At 67.6% G+C, this 15,295-nt stretch carries 17 protein-coding genes; 3 read left to right on the forward strand and 14 right to left on the reverse strand.

Going from position 1 to position 15,295, the window contains the following annotated elements; genetic code table 11:
• The 4 genes from WB461_RS06375 to rimP all read right to left on the reverse strand — a co-directional run.
• Nucleotides 1-728: translation initiation factor IF-2 N-terminal domain-containing protein (locus tag WB461_RS06375; RefSeq protein WP_423851887.1), on the reverse strand; the 728-nt coding region annotated here is incomplete at its 3' end.
• A 141-nt stretch (nt 729-869) separates the two neighbouring features.
• A complete protein-coding gene (locus tag WB461_RS06380) occupies nt 870-1,262 on the reverse strand; it encodes a YlxR family protein (protein ID WP_423851888.1) in 393 nt (130 codons plus the stop codon).
• On the reverse strand, nt 1,180-2,229 hold the full coding sequence (nusA, locus tag WB461_RS06385; protein WP_423851889.1) for a transcription termination factor NusA: 1,050 nt from the start codon (nt 2,227-2,229) through the stop codon (nt 1,180-1,182). Before nusA ends, WB461_RS06380 begins: the two co-directional genes overlap by 83 nt.
• A gap of 1 nt (nt 2,230) precedes the next feature.
• Nucleotides 2,231-2,683, reverse strand: coding sequence for a ribosome maturation factor RimP (gene rimP / locus WB461_RS06390; RefSeq protein ID WP_423851890.1), 453 nt, complete (start codon nt 2,681-2,683; stop codon nt 2,231-2,233).
• 105 nt (nt 2,684-2,788) lie between these two features.
• Here rimP and WB461_RS06395 point away from each other — a divergent pair, with 105 nt between their 5' ends.
• Entirely contained in the window at nt 2,789-3,274 is a 486-nt protein-coding gene (locus tag WB461_RS06395) for a hypothetical protein (protein ID WP_423851891.1), read from the forward strand.
• Nucleotides 3,271-3,672, forward strand: a complete 402-nt coding sequence (locus WB461_RS06400) for a ferritin-like domain-containing protein (RefSeq protein ID WP_423851892.1) — start codon at nt 3,271-3,273, stop codon at nt 3,670-3,672. Before WB461_RS06395 ends, WB461_RS06400 begins: the two co-directional genes overlap by 4 nt.
• A 10-nt stretch (nt 3,673-3,682) precedes the next feature.
• Here WB461_RS06400 and WB461_RS06405 read toward each other — a convergent pair whose 3' ends face one another.
• The 9 genes from WB461_RS06405 to WB461_RS06445 all read right to left on the reverse strand — a co-directional run bounded on the left by WB461_RS06405 (nt 3,683) and on the right by WB461_RS06445 (nt 13,244).
• Entirely contained in the window at nt 3,683-5,422 is a 1,740-nt protein-coding gene (locus WB461_RS06405) for a proline--tRNA ligase (protein ID WP_423851926.1), read from the reverse strand.
• Between the two features lie 15 nt (nt 5,423-5,437).
• Entirely contained in the window at nt 5,438-5,839 is a 402-nt protein-coding gene (locus WB461_RS06410) for a DoxX family protein (RefSeq protein ID WP_423851893.1), read from the reverse strand.
• A complete protein-coding gene (locus WB461_RS06415; protein WP_423851894.1) occupies nt 5,836-6,906 on the reverse strand; it encodes a polysaccharide deacetylase family protein in 1,071 nt (356 codons plus the stop codon). Before WB461_RS06415 ends, WB461_RS06410 begins: the two co-directional genes overlap by 4 nt.
• A gap of 30 nt (nt 6,907-6,936) precedes the next feature.
• Entirely contained in the window at nt 6,937-7,779 is an 843-nt protein-coding gene (locus tag WB461_RS06420; RefSeq protein WP_423851895.1) for a GNAT family N-acetyltransferase, read from the reverse strand.
• 61 nt (nt 7,780-7,840) lie between these two features.
• On the reverse strand, nt 7,841-8,986 hold the full coding sequence (ispG, locus tag WB461_RS06425) for a flavodoxin-dependent (E)-4-hydroxy-3-methylbut-2-enyl-diphosphate synthase (protein ID WP_423851896.1): 1,146 nt from the start codon (nt 8,984-8,986) through the stop codon (nt 7,841-7,843).
• Nucleotides 8,983-10,281 (reverse strand): M50 family metallopeptidase, encoded by a 1,299-nt coding sequence (locus WB461_RS06430; protein WP_423851897.1) that lies wholly within the window; start codon nt 10,279-10,281, stop codon nt 8,983-8,985. Before WB461_RS06430 ends, ispG begins: the two co-directional genes overlap by 4 nt.
• Nucleotides 10,278-11,480: a 1-deoxy-D-xylulose-5-phosphate reductoisomerase gene (gene dxr / locus WB461_RS06435; RefSeq protein ID WP_423851898.1), complete on the reverse strand. Its 1,203-nt coding sequence runs from the start codon at nt 11,478-11,480 to the stop codon at nt 10,278-10,280. Before dxr ends, WB461_RS06430 begins: the two co-directional genes overlap by 4 nt.
• 67 nt (nt 11,481-11,547) lie before the next feature.
• On the reverse strand, nt 11,548-12,333 hold the full coding sequence (locus WB461_RS06440) for an ABC transporter permease (protein WP_423851899.1): 786 nt from the start codon (nt 12,331-12,333) through the stop codon (nt 11,548-11,550).
• Complete coding sequence (locus tag WB461_RS06445) at nt 12,330-13,244, reverse strand: ABC transporter ATP-binding protein (RefSeq protein WP_423851900.1); 915 nt, start codon at nt 13,242-13,244, stop codon at nt 12,330-12,332. The genes WB461_RS06440 and WB461_RS06445 overlap by 4 nt, the downstream gene beginning before the upstream one ends.
• 201 nt (nt 13,245-13,445) lie before the next feature.
• On the opposite strand from WB461_RS06445, the gene WB461_RS06450 reads away from it, so the two are divergent.
• Complete coding sequence (locus WB461_RS06450) at nt 13,446-14,444, forward strand: SDR family NAD(P)-dependent oxidoreductase (protein ID WP_423851901.1); 999 nt, start codon at nt 13,446-13,448, stop codon at nt 14,442-14,444.
• A gap of 24 nt (nt 14,445-14,468) precedes the next feature.
• Here the strand turns inward: WB461_RS06450 and WB461_RS06455 are convergent, their stop codons facing one another.
• Nucleotides 14,469-15,275 carry an MBL fold metallo-hydrolase gene (locus WB461_RS06455; protein WP_423851902.1) on the reverse strand — a complete coding sequence of 269 codons (807 nt, stop codon included), beginning with the start codon at nt 15,273-15,275 and terminating at the stop codon, nt 14,469-14,471.
• Nucleotides 15,276-15,295 lie beyond the last annotated feature (20 nt).

A 15,295-nucleotide genomic window follows, 5' to 3' on the forward strand; every position in this document is an offset into this window, starting at 1 on the left:
CCACCGGGTCCGCCACGTCCGGGCGCACCACCGGGTCCGCCACGTCCGGGCGCACCACCGGGTCCGCCGCGACCGGGCGCACCGCGGCCGGTCGAGGGACCGGAAAGGCCGGACTGCCGAGGCATCATCGCCGGGTTCGGACGCGGCATGCCGCCACCAGCAGCAGGAGGAGCACCGTCGGCGCGAGCTGCCGGCGGTCGGGGAGCCCGCTGCATGCCCTGTGTCGATGAGAACGGGTTGTTGCCCGGTCGAGCACCGGGGGCCTTGGGGCCCGGACGCGGTCCGGGAGTGGCCGTGGGCCCAGCCGGAGTCTCCGACGCCGCTGCGACTGGCGCTTCGACCTCGGGTGCAGCCTCAGGCGTGGGGGCCGGCTCCTCCGCGACAGGCGACGGTTCCGGATCGGCCTGGGGAGCGCGCGGTCCCGGCATGGGGCCAGTCGGACGCGCCGGAGCCGCAGGAGCGGCTTCGGCCGCAGGAGCGGCTTCGGCAGCCGGGGCGGGATCAGCAGGCTTGGCGGGCGCGGCCTTCTTGGGCGCAGCCTTGGCGGCCTTCTTGGCGCCCTGCGCACGCAGGGCTTCACCGTGTACCTCGTTGAGGCGACGGACGACGGGGGCTTCTACGGTCGAGGAGGCCGACTTCACGTACTCACCCATGTCTTTCAGGGTGGACAGGACGACCTTGCTCTCGACGCCGAACTCGCGGGCGAGCTCGTGGACTCTTACAGCCACTTTTCTCCTTCTGGGGGGTCCGACCCCGAAGGAGGATCAGACCACTAGTTGACGGACGTGCTCATTGCGAAGTACTCATCGGGTTTCCATGAGCGAGTGCTCCGTTTTCGTGTCGGGGAACGCGCTGTGCGTTCCTTGTGGTCAAGCTGATGGACCCGGGCTCTTGATCAGCGCCGCCAGGGCGTCGAGGTCAAGCGGCCCCTCGATTCGAAGGGCCCGGCCGAACGCCTTGCGACGGACGGCCAGTTCCAGGCACCGGTTCGTGGGGTGCAGGTGCGCCCCTCGCCCCGGCAGCGTTCCGTTTCGATCAGGTGTCACGACGACTGCCGTAGGCCCCTGTACAGCCACGATACGCACCAGAGTGGTCCTGTCCGCACGCTGCCTGCAACCGATGCACGTCCGGACGACCTCGACCAGTCTACCCGTTTCGCGAAGCAGTCGTGCCATCGGTTCAGCCGCCGTCACCGTGGGGAGCCTCGGTATCCGATCGGATGTCGATGCGCCATCCCGTGAGCTTGGCTGCGAGTCGGGCATTCTGACCCTCCTTGCCGATCGCCAGCGACAGCTGGAAGTCCGGCACGACGACGCGTGCCGATCGGGTTGCGGGATCCACCAGCGTGACGCTCTTGACCTGGGACGGCGACAGCGCGTGTGCGATGAACTCGGCCGGGTCATCGCTGAAGTCGACGATGTCGATCTTCTCGCCGTGCAGCTCGTGCATGACATTGCGGACGCGCTGGCCCATCGGACCGATGCAGGAACCCTTCGCATTGACGCCCGCCACGTTGGCCCTGACCGCGATCTTGCTGCGGTGGCCGGCCTCACGGGCAATTGCGATGATCTCGACCGAGCCGTCGGCGATCTCCGGCGCCTCGAGGGCGAACAGCAGCTTGACCAGATTGGGATGGGTTCGCGAGACCTTGACGCGGGGGCCGCGCATGCCCTTCTCGACCTCGTAGACGTACGCCTTGAGTCGCTCGCCGTGGGCGTACTTCTCCTCGGGCACCCGCTCGGAGGCAATCAGGACCGCCTCGATGCGACCCAGGTCGAGCATCACGTCACCGGGGTTGCGCCCCTGCTGGATGACGCCCGAGACGACGTCACCGACCTTGCCAGCGAACTCGCCGTACTTCGACTCGTCCTCGGCATCGCGAATACGTTGCATGATGAGCTGGCGGGCGATCGTCGCGGCAAATCTGCCGAAGTCGTCCGGCGTGTCGTCGAACTCGGGCGTGAACTGGGGTGCCGGCCGCGGCGCTGGCTCGACTGAGCCCTCGTCAATCGGGTCGTCGGTCTCCGCTGCCGGAGCCTCGAGCCGTTCCTTGGCCCACACGGTCACATGACCGCTCTTGCGGTCGAGCTCGACCCGCGCGTGCGAGTGGGAGGCTCCGGACTTGTGGTAGGCGGAGAGCAGCGCGGTCTCGATGGCGTCGACGACCACCTCGACCGAGATGCCCTTCTCGTGCTCGAGGGCGCGCAGGGCGGCCATGTCGATGTCCATGTCAGGCGTCCTTCCTGTTGAGCTCGGTTTGTACGAGCGCGGTGGCGATCTGGTCGTAGGTGAGGCGCTGACTGGTGGAGCGGCCCTGGATCTCGACCCCGGTCTCGTCGCTGTCGCCGATCCGGCCGTCGATCGACGAGTCGTCCGCCAGACGCAGACGCACCAGCCGCCCGGAGTTGCGGCGCCAATGGCGCGGTTCGGTCAGCGGCCGATCGACGCCACGCGAGGTGACCTCGAGCGTGTACGGCTGCGACCCCATGACATCCGAGGCGTCCAGGGCCTCCGAGAGCGCCCGTGTCGCGTCGATGATGTGGTCGATGCCGACACCGCCGTCACGGTCGACCGCAATGCGCAGGACACGCTTGTTGCCCGCCGGGGTGAGGTCAATCGCCTCGAGATCCAGCTCGAGCGCCGACACAGTCTGATCCACGAGGGTTGCCAACTGTTGGTCCATGGCTCGTCCTCCGTGTTCTGTTGTCGACACCGGCATCAGTGTCCAGGACAGCCTACCGAACCATCGGCGCTGCGGTGAACGCCATACGTCCGTTAGCCTGCCGTGGTGATCAGCCGACGTGCGCTCCTCGGCAGCGGGGCTGCAACCGCAGCAGCTGCTGCCGGCCTGGGTGTGGCGGCACATGCCCACCAGCTGGACGACCTGGCTCGCGCCGTGGGCATCGAGCCGAAGCCGGAGCCAGATCCGAGGGACGACCGCCTCCTTGCCGCGGCGGCCGCCGACCAGAATGCCCTGCTCGCTGCTGTCGAGGCCACCGCCGCGACGCACCCCGGACCCGCCCTCGACCCGTTCGTGGCGATCAGCACCGCGCATGCGAAGGCGGTCGGAGTCTCCCGCCGAATCCCTGATGTCCCGACACCCCCACGGGACCGGACCACGGCCTACAGCTCGTTGGCTGCTTCGTATGCCGCAGCCTCTTCCGCACGTGCGGCCGATGCCAACCGGGCCGTCTCCCCCGACCTGGCGCGGGTCCTGGCATCGATGTCGGCCGGTCTGGCTCAATGCGCGCAGGCAGTCGGTGAGCTCGGATGACTCCGGATGAAGCCATGCAGTCGTGGCTCAGGATCGAGCACGAGGCAGTGTGGCTGTACCCGGTGATCGGTGCACGTTTCGACGGCCTCGCCTCCAAGGCCCGCAGCTCGTATCTTGCACACCGCAACCGGCGCGACCAGCTGCTCGCCCGCCTGCACGCCTCGGGCGTCGACCCGGCACCGACCTCACTGGGCTACGACGAAGGGCCCTTGCGCAGCACCAAGCAGGCGCGAGCCGAGGCTCAACGTGTCGAGCGCAACATCGCCGCGGCCTGCCTGACGTTGGCAGGCGTCACCGACGGGGACGCGCGAACCTACGCCGTCGACAATCTCCGCCGTGCTGCACTGGCCCAGATCAAGTGGGGTGCACAGCCCACCGCGTTCCCCGGGCTGCCCTAGCGCCGCTGCATCAGTCGCGGACCCTGGTGAGCAGATCGGCCAGCGGGACGTCATGGCGTTCACCAGTGGCGCGATCCTTGACCTCGACCAGCCCGTCGACGAGGCCCTTGCCCACCACCACGATCGTTGGCACTCCGATCAGCTCGGCGTCCTTGAACTTGACACCCGGCGACACCTTGCCGAGCCGGTCGTCGTACAGCACCTCGAGTCCCGCACCGATCAGCTCGTCGTAGATCTGTTCTGCACCGGCGACGATCGTCTCGTCCTTGCCCGCCACGATCAAGTGGACATCGAAGGGCGACAGCTCCTTGGGCCACACAAGACCGAGGTCGTCGTGCGCGTACTCCGCGACTGCGGCAACCGCGCGAGACACCCCGACGCCGTACGAGCCCATCGTGACCGTGACGAGCTTGCCGTTCTGGTCCAGCACCGTCAGGTCGAGCGCCTCGGCGTACAGGCGACCGAGCTGGAAGATGTGTCCCATCTCGATCCCTCGCGCGAGCTCGAGTGGGCCCGAGCCGTCCGGAGCCGGATCCCCTGCACGGATCTCCGCTGCCTCGATCGTGCCGTCGGCGGTGAAGTCTCGGCCGGCGACGAGGTCCAGCACGTGCGAACCCTGGACGTTGGCGCCGGTGACCCAACGGCTGCCATCGACGACGCGGGGGTCCGTCAGGTAGCGAATGCCCGTCTCGCTCTCGGCACCGAGCGCGGCGGGCCCGATGTAGCCCTTGACCAGGCCCGGGTGGGTGGCAAAATCCTTGTCCTGGAATGCCTCGACCTCGGCCGGGGAGACGACGGCCTCCAGCCGCTTGGCATCCACCTCGCGGTCGCCGGGCAGCCCGATGGCCAGCGGCTCCCGGGTGCCGTCGGGGTGCCGCAGCATGACCAGGACGTTCTTGAGCGTGTCCGCGGCGTGCCACGGGCGATCGCCGCGGGGGTGTGCCTCGTCGAGGTGAGCCACCAGCGTGTCGATCGTCGGAGTGTCCGGCGTCTGCTCGGCGTGGGCCGCCGCAGTGGACTCATACGGAATCGAGTCAGGCACGACAGTCGTGACCGCCTCGACATTCGCGGCGTAGCCGCCCGCAGACCGGACGAACGTGTCCTCCCCGGTCTCGGACACCGCGAGGAACTCCTCGCTCGCCGATCCGCCCATCGCACCGGACTGCGCCCGCACGATGACGTACTCGAATCCGAGCCGGTCGAAGATGCGGACGTACGCCTCTCGGTGAGCCTGGTACGAGGCCTCGAGGCCCGCATCGTCGATGTCGAACGAGTAGGAGTCCTTCATGATGAACTCACGTCCGCGCAGGATGCCGGCACGGGGCCTCGCCTCGTCGCGGTACTTCGTCTGGATCTGGTAAAGGCTCAGCGGGAGGTCCTTGTAGGACGAGTAGAGGTCCTTCACCAGCAGCGTGAAGAACTCCTCGTGCGTCGGCCCGAGCATCATGTCGTTGCCTTTGCGGTCCTTGACTCGGAACACGTTGGGGCCGTACTCGGTCCACCGGCCCGAGGCCTCGTACGGTTCGCGCGGGAGCAGCGCCGGGAATCGGACCTCCTGGGAACCGATCGACTCCATCTCTTCGCGAATGACCTTCTCTACCTTGGCCAGGACCCGCAGCCCGAGCGGCAGCCACGAGTAGATGCCGGGGGCGACCCGCCGGACGTAGCCGGCCCGGACCAGCAGCTTGTGGCTCGGCACCTCCGCGTCTGCCGGATCGTCGCGGAGAGTACGCAGGAAGAGCCGGGACATACGCATGGGACGAGCCTATCGGTGCGGTCTCGGCGCCCGCGGGCGGAGCGCGGGCTGGCTTCGACCTGCTCGCAACGCGGTGCGCATCATCGGCGCCTGCAGCGGGAGCCGGAGGATCGTCCCGAGGGTGAACCACCAAGGCTTGCGCCGATCGCGCGCACTGTCGATCGTCATCTGCACGTTGGCCGGGAACACCGCGGCCAGCAGGACCGCCGAGCCCAGACCCCCGACCCGACGGGTCCTCGGGTGCAGCATCAGCCCCGCACATGCCAGCTCGGCGGCCCCGGATGCCAGCACGAGCTCGCGCTTGTGCGGCAACTGCTTGGGCACGATCGCCTCGTAGGTCCGCGGAGTCACGAAGTGGAGCACCCCCGACACCGTGAAGATGCCGGCCAGAATCGTGATCTCGCGAGTCATGGGGCGAGCGTAGCCGTCGGTCTGACGACCGGCCCGATGAGTGCGTCCGCTGCCGCCTCCCACTTCGGGTTGTCGGCGATCGTCACGGAGATGTTGCGAGTACCGATTCGTAGGCCGCGAGAGCGGTCCAGGCGCAGCGTCATCGTCTTGGCCTCGTTCGGCATCGGATCGGAGTGGACGAGCAGGTGGATCAGGGCGGTCCTCTGACCGCGCTGGATCGCGACTCGGCGGTCGACCGCAGCGAAGTCCGGACCCTCCCGGGCCGATCCAGAGAACGAGCGCACCCGGAACGATCCGCTGCGCTGAGCGGGACCGTCCATCCGGAAGCTGACCCGGACGAGCCTGGACTCCACCTCGCCCTCCTCGACCGTGCTGTCGCGGGCGCTCACCACACCGAGCGGCATCATCGCCTCGAGCGGTACCAGGCAGTAGCCCTTTGCCCGAAGGCCGCTGACGATCGACGGCACGGCCTTGAGCGTCGTCGCCGAGTTGTCGACGTTGTCGTGCATCAGGATCACGTTGGACTGGTGCGGCCGCAGTCCCCGCAGCGCCGCTGCACGAATTCTGGATCTGGTGAGCCCCGACCAGTCGCGGGTGTCGATCGTCCACAGCTGCTGCCGCAGGTGATGGCGCCGGGCGATCGTGCGAACCCGCTTCTCGGTGTCGCCATATGGAGGACGAAACAGCTCGGGTCTGCGCCCGATCGCCTTCTGGATCGCGGTCTGCGTCAGGGTGAGCTGCCGTCTGACGCTCCGATCCGATCGCCGGGTCAGCTGAGGGTGGTCCCATGAGTGGTTCTCGACAGCGTGCCCATCACGAATCATCTGACGCAGGATCGCGGGATGGCGCGTGGCGTACCGACCCTGGACGAAGAATGTTGCCTGGGCCCTGTGCTCGCGCAGGATCTTCAGCAGCTTCGGAGTCTGCGCCGCACTCGGACCGTCATCGAAGGTCAGCGCGACCTCGCCACTACGACAGCGGGTGTCGGGCGGGATCAGGGCTGCTGCGGGCGCTGCGGTGCAGATGATGATCACCGCCACGGACATCGGCAGGAATCGGCGAAGCACGCGGCCATCCTAGGTGCCGCCACCTGAGGATCAGAGCAGGATCGAGGCGAACGTGGTGATGTGCGTGAACCCGACCCGCTCATACGCACGACGTGCCGCGAGGTTGTGATCATTGACATACAGCGTCACGATCGGTGAGACCGTGGCTCGGACGTGTCTGACGACGGCGGCGAGCGCAGGTGCGGCGAGCCCGCGGCCACGCAGGTCGGGCCGCACATAGACGCCTTGCAGCTGGCAGGCATAGGGAGTCGCGGCGCCCACCTCGGCCTTGAACAGCACCTCGCCGTCCTCGATGATCGCAAAGGACCAGCCCTGGGAGATCAGCTGGGCAACCCGGGCTCGGTAGCCACTGCGGCTGCCCACCTCGGGATTGACACCCACCTCCTCGGTGAACATCGCGACGCAGGACGGATAGACCGTGTCGAACTCGTCCAGCAGCACTCGGCGCACCCGAGGATCCGCTCGCAGCGGGCTGTCGTGCTCGATCGACATGAACGGTTGGTTGAGTCGCGGTGAGCGGGCCGGGCCCCAGCAGGGCTCGAGCCGCTTCCACAGTGGCAGCACGGCGTCGCGCGGTCCCACGATCGACGAGGGCCTGATGTTGTCGCTGATGGCCCGGTCCGCGAATGCGTCGATCGCGGCGGGTGTGGCCTGCACCGGCACCACGTTCGCACCGGCATGGCAAGCCGACACGAGGATGCCGTCCTCGAAGTAGCCCCAGATCTGTCCCCCAAGCCATCGGGTCTGCAACCGGGTGGCGTCGACCCGGTTGCGGACGAACAGGTTGGCCAGACGGTCCCGGTCCAGCAGCAGGTACAGCTCGGCGAGATCAGCCGGCGTCAGCGGACGGACGTGCGTCGTCGTCTTGAGCACTGTGCCTCCCGGGGTGGTCCGTTCAGCCTACTTCCCGGACAGCTCGGGTGCTGAGATGCTGTCAGCTGACCGACACAGCGGGTGACCCACCCTCGACCGGTTCCATGCCTTCGGCGATGCGCAAGGCCTCCTCGATCAAAGTCTCGACGATCTTGGACTCCGGCACGGTCTTGATGACCTCGCCCTTGACGAAGATCTGACCCTTGCCGTTGCCTGAGGCCACGCCGAGATCAGCCTCCCGAGCTTCGCCCGGTCCGTTGACCACGCAGCCCATGACCGCGACGCGCAGCGGCACCTCCATGCCTTCCAACCCGGCCGTGACCTGCTCGGCCAGCGTGTAGACGTCGACCTGAGCGCGTCCGCAGGAGGGGCACGAAACGATCTCGAGCTTGCGCTCGCGCAGGTTGAGCGACTGCAGGATCTGCAAGCCGACCTTGACCTCCTCGACTGGGGGCGCGGACAGCGAGACCCGGATCGTGTCGCCAATCCCCTGGCTGAGCAGCGCACCGAACGCCGTGGCGCTCTTGATTGTTCCTTGAAACGCGGGTCCGGCTTCGGTGACGCCGAGGTGCAAGGGCCAGTCGCCCCGCTGCGAAAGCATCTCGTAGGCCTGGACCATCACCACCGGGTCGTTGTGCTTGACGGAGATCTTGAAGTCATGGAAGTCGTGCTCCTCGAACAGCGAGGCCTCCCAGACGGCGGACTCCACAAGGGCCTCGGCCGTCGCCTTGCCGTACTTGTCGTAGATGCGCTTGTCCAGCGATCCGGCGTTGACCCCGATGCGGATCGAGGTTCCGGCGTCCTTCGCCGCTTTGGCGATCGCCTTCACCTGGTCGTCGAACTTGCGGATGTTGCCGGGGTTGACCCGCACCGCCGCGCAGCCGGCGTCGATCGCGGCAAACACGTACTTGGGCTGGAAGTGGATGTCGGCGATGACCGGCAGCTGCGAGTGCTCGGCGATCTCCTTGAGCGCGTCGGCGTCGTCCTGGCTGGGGCAGGCAACCCGCACGATGTCGCAGCCGGCCGCCGTGAGCTCGGCGATCTGCTGCAGCGTCGTGTTCACGTCGGACGTCAGCGTGGTCGTCATCGACTGCACCGAGATCGGGGCGTCTCCCCCGACGTCGACCGTACCGACCTTGATCTTGCGCGTCTTGCGCCGCGGCGAGAGCACGGGCGGCGGCATGGCAGGAAGTCCGAGGTCGGTCATGAGATGCTCACAGGGTTGACGATGTCGGCGTAGATCAGGATCACACTCATCAGCATAAGGACGCCACCCACGGCGTACGCGACTGGCAACATCCGCGCGACGTCGACGTAGCCCGGATCCGGCTGCCCGCGGAGCTTGGCAAAACCACGGCGGACCGCCTCGTACAGGGCCCCAGCGATGTGCCCGCCGTCGAGCGGGAGCAGCGGGATGAAGTTGAACAGGGCCAGGAACAGGTTGAGCCCGGCCAGCAGGACCAGGACGCGCTGGATTCGCTCGGCCCAGGTCGGGTCATCAACCGTGACGATCTCACCCGCGACCCGGCTTGCACCGACCACGCTGATCGGGCCGTTGGCATCACGCTGTCCACCGAACGCGGCCTTCGTGACGTCGATCATCCGCACTGGCAGGTGCACGATCGCCTCGGCGGTGCCTCGGACGTAGTCGCCCATGACGGATGCGACATAGACCGGGCCCTGACGGACGTAGGACTGTGTCGGGCTCACCCCGAGGAAGCCCACGTCGACAGTCCGGGTCGGATCACTGATGTCGGCGCGCGCCAGCACCGAGGTCGCGACGCTGACTTCGCGGGCTTGGCCGTCGCGCTCGAAACCGATCGCCGCCTCGCGCGACCCGTTGGCCCGGATCAACGTCGTGAGCTCGTCCCACGAGGCGACCTTGGTGCCGTTGAAGGACGTCAGCCGGTCACCGGGAGCCAGCCCGGCCTTGCGTGCCGGTGTGATCGGATCGTCGGGAGTGCACGTGCGACCCGCCTCGGAATCGCTGATCGCGCAGTCCGAGACCGACTCGACGGTCGTCGACGGCGTCAGCGCCCCGAAGCCCATGAACACGATCATGAACAGGAAGATCGCGATCACGATGTTGACCATCGGTCCGCCCGCCATGACGATGAGCTTCTGCCACCACGGCTTGCGGTAGAACAACCGGTCGAGGTCCTTGTCGTCGACGTGCTCGTACTCCGCCGTGCGGGCGTCCGAGATCAGCTGGGTGAACAATCCAGTGTTGGTCTTGCGCACCTCGTGCGGATCGGCGTCCTTGGCTGGCGGCAGCATGCCGACGAGCTTGACGTAGCCGCCGAGCGGGATCGACTTGAAGCCGTACTCGGTCTCGCCGCGTTTGGTCGACCACACCGTCCTGCCGAATCCCACGAAGAACTGGGTGACCTTGATGCCGAACTTCTTGGCCGGGTACATGTGACCGAACTCGTGCAGCCCGATCGAGACCGCCACGCCGATGATGAACGCCACGACACCCAGGGTGTAGATCAGTGCGTTCATCGCTTCTCCACCAGCTCCGCGGCCCGGGTCCGGGCCCATGCATCGGCGCCGAGCACGCCGGCGAGGGTCATGTCCTCGCGGGCCACGTCCGGGTCGCCGAGATGTTCGTCGAGGATCAGGCCCACCGTGTCTACAATGCCGAGGAAGTCCAAATGGCCGGCCACGAAGGCCTCGACGCAGACCTCGTTGGCTGCGTTGAACACGGCTGGCCCCGTCCGGCCGAAGGCCCCGGCCCTGCGCGCGAGCCCGACCGCCGGGAAGGCCACCTCGTCGAGCGGGAAGAACTCCCACGTCGCGGGCCGGGTCCAGTCGCAGCCGGCCGCGGCCTGCGGCACCCGGTCTGGCCAGGCGAGGCCCAGCGCAATCGGCAGCTTCATGTCCGGCGGGGAGGCCTGCACCATCGTGGCGCCGTCTATGAACTCGATCATCGAGTGGACGATCGACGGTGGATGCACGACGACCTCGATGCGGTCGAAGTCTATGTCGAACAGCAGGTGGGCCTCGATGACCTCCAGGCCCTTGTTGACCAGAGTCGCGGAGTTGATCGTGATGACCGGACCCATGTCCCACGTCGGGTGCGCCGAAGCCTGCTCAGGCGTCACCTCGGCAAGCTCGGCGCGCGTGCGTCCCCGAAACGGCCCACCGCTGGCAGTCACGATCAGCTTGCGCACGTCGTCACGTCGCTCGCCGCGCATGGCCTGCGCGAGGGCCGAGTGCTCCGAGTCGACCGGCACCAGCTGACCGGGCTTGGCGGCACCGGTCACCAGCTCGCCGCCGACGATCAGCGACTCCTTGTTCGCCAGCGCCAGAGTGGTCCCGGATTCGAGCGCTGCCAACGTCGGCAGCAGCCCGACCGAGCCGGTCATCGCGTTGAGCACGACATCGCACTCGATCCGTGCGACCTCGACAGCGGCGTCCGGGCCGGCCAGCAGACGTGGCACCCGGTGGTCGCCGCGGGCGTAGTCGTGCCGCTGCGCCTCGGCGTACAGCGCGAGCTGCACGTCCTCGGCGGCGCTTGCCCGGGCCACCGCGACCACGGGCACGTCGAAGGTGATCGCCTGCTGGGCGAGTAGCTGGGGGTTGCTGCCGCCGGCCGCCAGAGCCACGACCTCGAAGCGATCGGGGTTGGCGGCGATGACCTCGAGGGCCTGGGTCCCGATGGATCCGGTGGATCCGAGAATGGCGACACGCTTGCGCATGAGGTCATTCTCCCCGATCTGGTCTCGCCTACCTAGTCCTGGCCTGCCCGCTTGCGCGCCTGGTGCGCTACTTGACCTCAGACCTGAGCACGACCCAGACACCGATTGACATCGGGATGACGAACCAGATCAGACCGGACGTGCCGATCTGCGCCCATTGTTCACCGGACACTCCCCCCTCGAACAACGGAGCCTGAGCGTTGTTGAAGTCGATCCAGGGCTGAAGTCTTTCGAACCAACCCTGGAACGCCGCGAGGGCACCGAAGATCAGCGGAATCACGAAGGAGTAGACGACGTATCCCACGATTGCTCCGGCGGAGTTTCTGATCAGGACACCGAGCATGAAGCCGATCAGCAGACCCAGGACGTTCGCCAGGATGATGTAAAGCATGTCGGAGATCGAGACGTCCCATCTCGCGTCGACACCGTTGATCGCCGCGCCGACGACGTTGCCGACGGCACCGACCGCGAAGGAGAAGATCATCGATCCGATGCCCACGAGGACCGCGGTCAGCGCCTTGGCCAGAATCACCTGACCGCGGTTCGGCAGCAAGGTGAACGTGATGAGACCCGTGCGCTGGCTCCACTCTCCGGTGACGGAGAGAATCGCGACGATCGGCAGGAGCAACGCGAAGGGCACGCCGATCGCGGTCCCGAACGCGCCGTAGGTCAGATTGGCATCCGGCGCGAACACGATCACGCCGATCGTGGCAAGCAGCGCGACGATGCCGATACCGAGCAGGAGCCAGAATCCAGACCTGGTGTCGAACATCTTGCGGAACTCGACCCTGATCACCCGACTCAGCGGCACGGGCGGAACGGCGGTGTCGACCGTGACGGTTGCGGTGCTCATGCGATGGCTCCTTCGGCCTTGACGGCTTCTCGCTGGGTCTGGGAGGTGAGCTCGAGGAACATCTCCTCCAGGCCCGCGCCTTCAGCGGGTCGCAGCTCGACCAGTGCGACTCCGGCAGCGGCCGCGACCCTGCCGACCGTGGCCGGATCGGTCTGCGTGCGCAGTCGCCCGTCGCCGGACGGACCGGCAGTGATGCCGGCCGCAGTCAGGGCGTTGGCCAACGCCGAGGGGTCGGCGGCCTTCACGAAGGTCCCGGCGGTCTGGAGGAGCTCGGCCTTGGTCCCCTGGGCCACGATCTTGCCGTTGCCGATCACGATGATCTCGTCGGCGATGACCTCGATCTCGTGGAGCAGGTGTGAGGACAGCAGGACCGTTCCGCCACGGTCCGCGTACGTCCGCAGCAGGCTGCGCATCCAATGGATTCCGGCCGGGTCAAGCCCGTTGGCGGGCTCGTCGAGGATCAGGATCCTGGGATCGCCGAGAAGCGCGTTGGCGATGCCGAGACGTTGGCGCATGCCGAGCGAATAGTTCTTGACCCGCCGCTTGGATTCATCGGGGGTCAGGCTGACGAGCTCGAGCATCTCATCGACCCGTGACCTCGACAGTCCCATCGTGAGTGCGCTGAGGGTGAGGATCTCGCGACCCGTCCGCCCCGCGTGCTGAGCTGAAGCATCGAGCAGGACACCGACCTGGGTGCCCGGATTCGGGATGTCTCGGTAGTGAGCGCCCCCCACGCGGGCGTCGCCGGACGTCGCTGGTGTCAGTCCCGCGATGATGCGCATCGTGGTCGACTTGCCAGCGCCATTGGGCCCGAGGAAGCCGGTGACCGCCCCCGGCCGGCACTCGAATGAGACGTGGTCGACGGCCGTGAAGCTGCCGTACCTCTTCGTCAGTCCTTCAGCGGTGATCATGCTGCCCAGTCTGCCGCCCGGGTCGGCGCAGGCCCCCGGGCGGGGTGGCCAGGCGCCACGGGTCACGCCCTCGCAGCAGCGCTCCGCGGGCCTGCCAGCAGGTCGCTGGGCGGCGCCGGACGGTCGCAGCGACATCGCGACGGTGCGAGCCTGTCCGTTGCGGGCGGGCGACTACCGACCCCGGGACATACCGTGGGAGGCATGCCTGCCTCCCCCGTCGCCCCTCTCACCGCAGCCCTCGACGTGCTGATGGACAAGTCCCTCGTGCTGGGGTACTCCCGGATCGGTGCCAGTGCTCGCCGCTGCTGGTGGCCCGATGACCCCGCTCCCGACTCACTCGTCGGCCGGCATGTCATCGTGACGGGAGCCAGCAGCGGTCTCGGGCAGGCGACAGCGGCCGGACTGGCCCGGCTCGGCGCCACGGTTCACCTCGTCGGCCGATCGCTGACGCGGCTCGACGAGTCGGCAGACCTGATCCGCACGAAGGTCCCCGAGGCCGATCTGCTCAGCGAGATGTGCGACATCAGCGACCTGGACGCAGTCCGCGCCTACGCTGCCGACCTGCGCGAACGGGTGGGCGCTCTGCACGCGATCGTGCACAACGCTGGACTCATGCCACCCGAACGCACCGAGAGCGCACAAGGCCATGAGATGAGCCTTGCAACGCACGTCCTCGGTCCGCTCCTGCTGACCGAGGAGCTGCGGAAGTCCCTCGCAGCCGCGGCTTCACCTCGTGTCGTCATCGTGTCCTCCGGGGGCATGTACTCCGCGCCGCTCAACGACTCGATCGGCGACGACATCGAGTACGAGCGGGCGAACTATGACCCGGTGCGGGCCTACGCGAGGACCAAGCGCATCCAGGTCACGCTCGCGGAGGAGCTCGCCGACCGACTGCGCGGACTGGGCATCTCCGTGCACAGCATGCATCCCGGCTGGGCCGACACCCCTGGAATCACCGACTCGTTGCCGCGGTTCGCAAAGATCGTCGGTCCGATCCTGCGCACCCCGGCTCAGGGCGCCGACACGATCGTGTGGTTGACCGCCGCCGACGAGCCTGTGCAGAGCACGGGCGAGTTCTGGTGCGACCGCCGAGTGCGCGCGACCTATTACCTGTCGTGGCAGTCCGACGACCCGTCTGTTCGACGGAAGATCTGGGCCTACGCGGCACGAGCAACCGGGATCCCGCAGGATCCGACCTGAGGCTGTGTTGCAGCCGGACCGTGTTCAGACCGGCCCCGGCTCGAAGCTGGCGAGCAGCTGCTCGAGCGCGACCTGGTCGGGCCCCACGAAGGCGGGGCCGTCGGGCGCTTCGGCGAGGGCGTCGATCAGCTGTCGGTTCATCCCCACGGCGGGAGGAAGATGCGTGCTGAGGATCGCTGAGGGGTCGAGATTGCGTATCTGCTGGACGGTGGGATCGAATGCGGCACGATCCACCCCGTGCACCCACGGACTGTCGATGGCCGCCCACAGCAGCTGAGCCGAGCGCCGGCCCTCATCATCGACGGCGCGGGCGTCTGGACCGGTCGCGATCTCGGCTGAGGGCATGGGCGCGCCGAAGCAGTCCGAGGAGAAGAAGGAGCCACTGGCTCCGTCCAGGAAACCCACCGTGGCGGGGCTGTCGTACAGCGGTGGCCGGTAGCCGGTCAGAACCCGGTCACCGACGTCGAGGGACTGACCGGGGTTGAGCAGGTAGACACGATCGAGCGGCACCGTCCACTCGGTCGACATGATTCCCACCCCGAGGAACGTGGTGATCAGTCGAGCCTGGGGGGCCGCCTCGAGCAGCTTCCACAGGCCTCCGGTGTGATCACGGTCCGGGTGCGTGAGCCAGATCCACCGCACGTCAGCGGGGTCCATCACCCGGGACAGCTCAGCGACGAAGTCCTTGTCTGGGGTGCTCAGACCGGTGTCCACGACAACGGGCTGTTCGGCGTGCAGGACGAAGGTGTTGACCGGAAGGAAGCCGACACCTGGAACTTCTGCTGTGTCGCTCATGACCGTGACGTCGCCGGTGATGCGGTGAATCTCCATGATGTCGGTCCTTTCCGTAC

The organism is Aeromicrobium sp. (genome assembly GCF_049587115.1).
Classification (GTDB): Bacteria; Actinomycetota; Actinomycetes; order Propionibacteriales; family Nocardioidaceae; genus Aeromicrobium.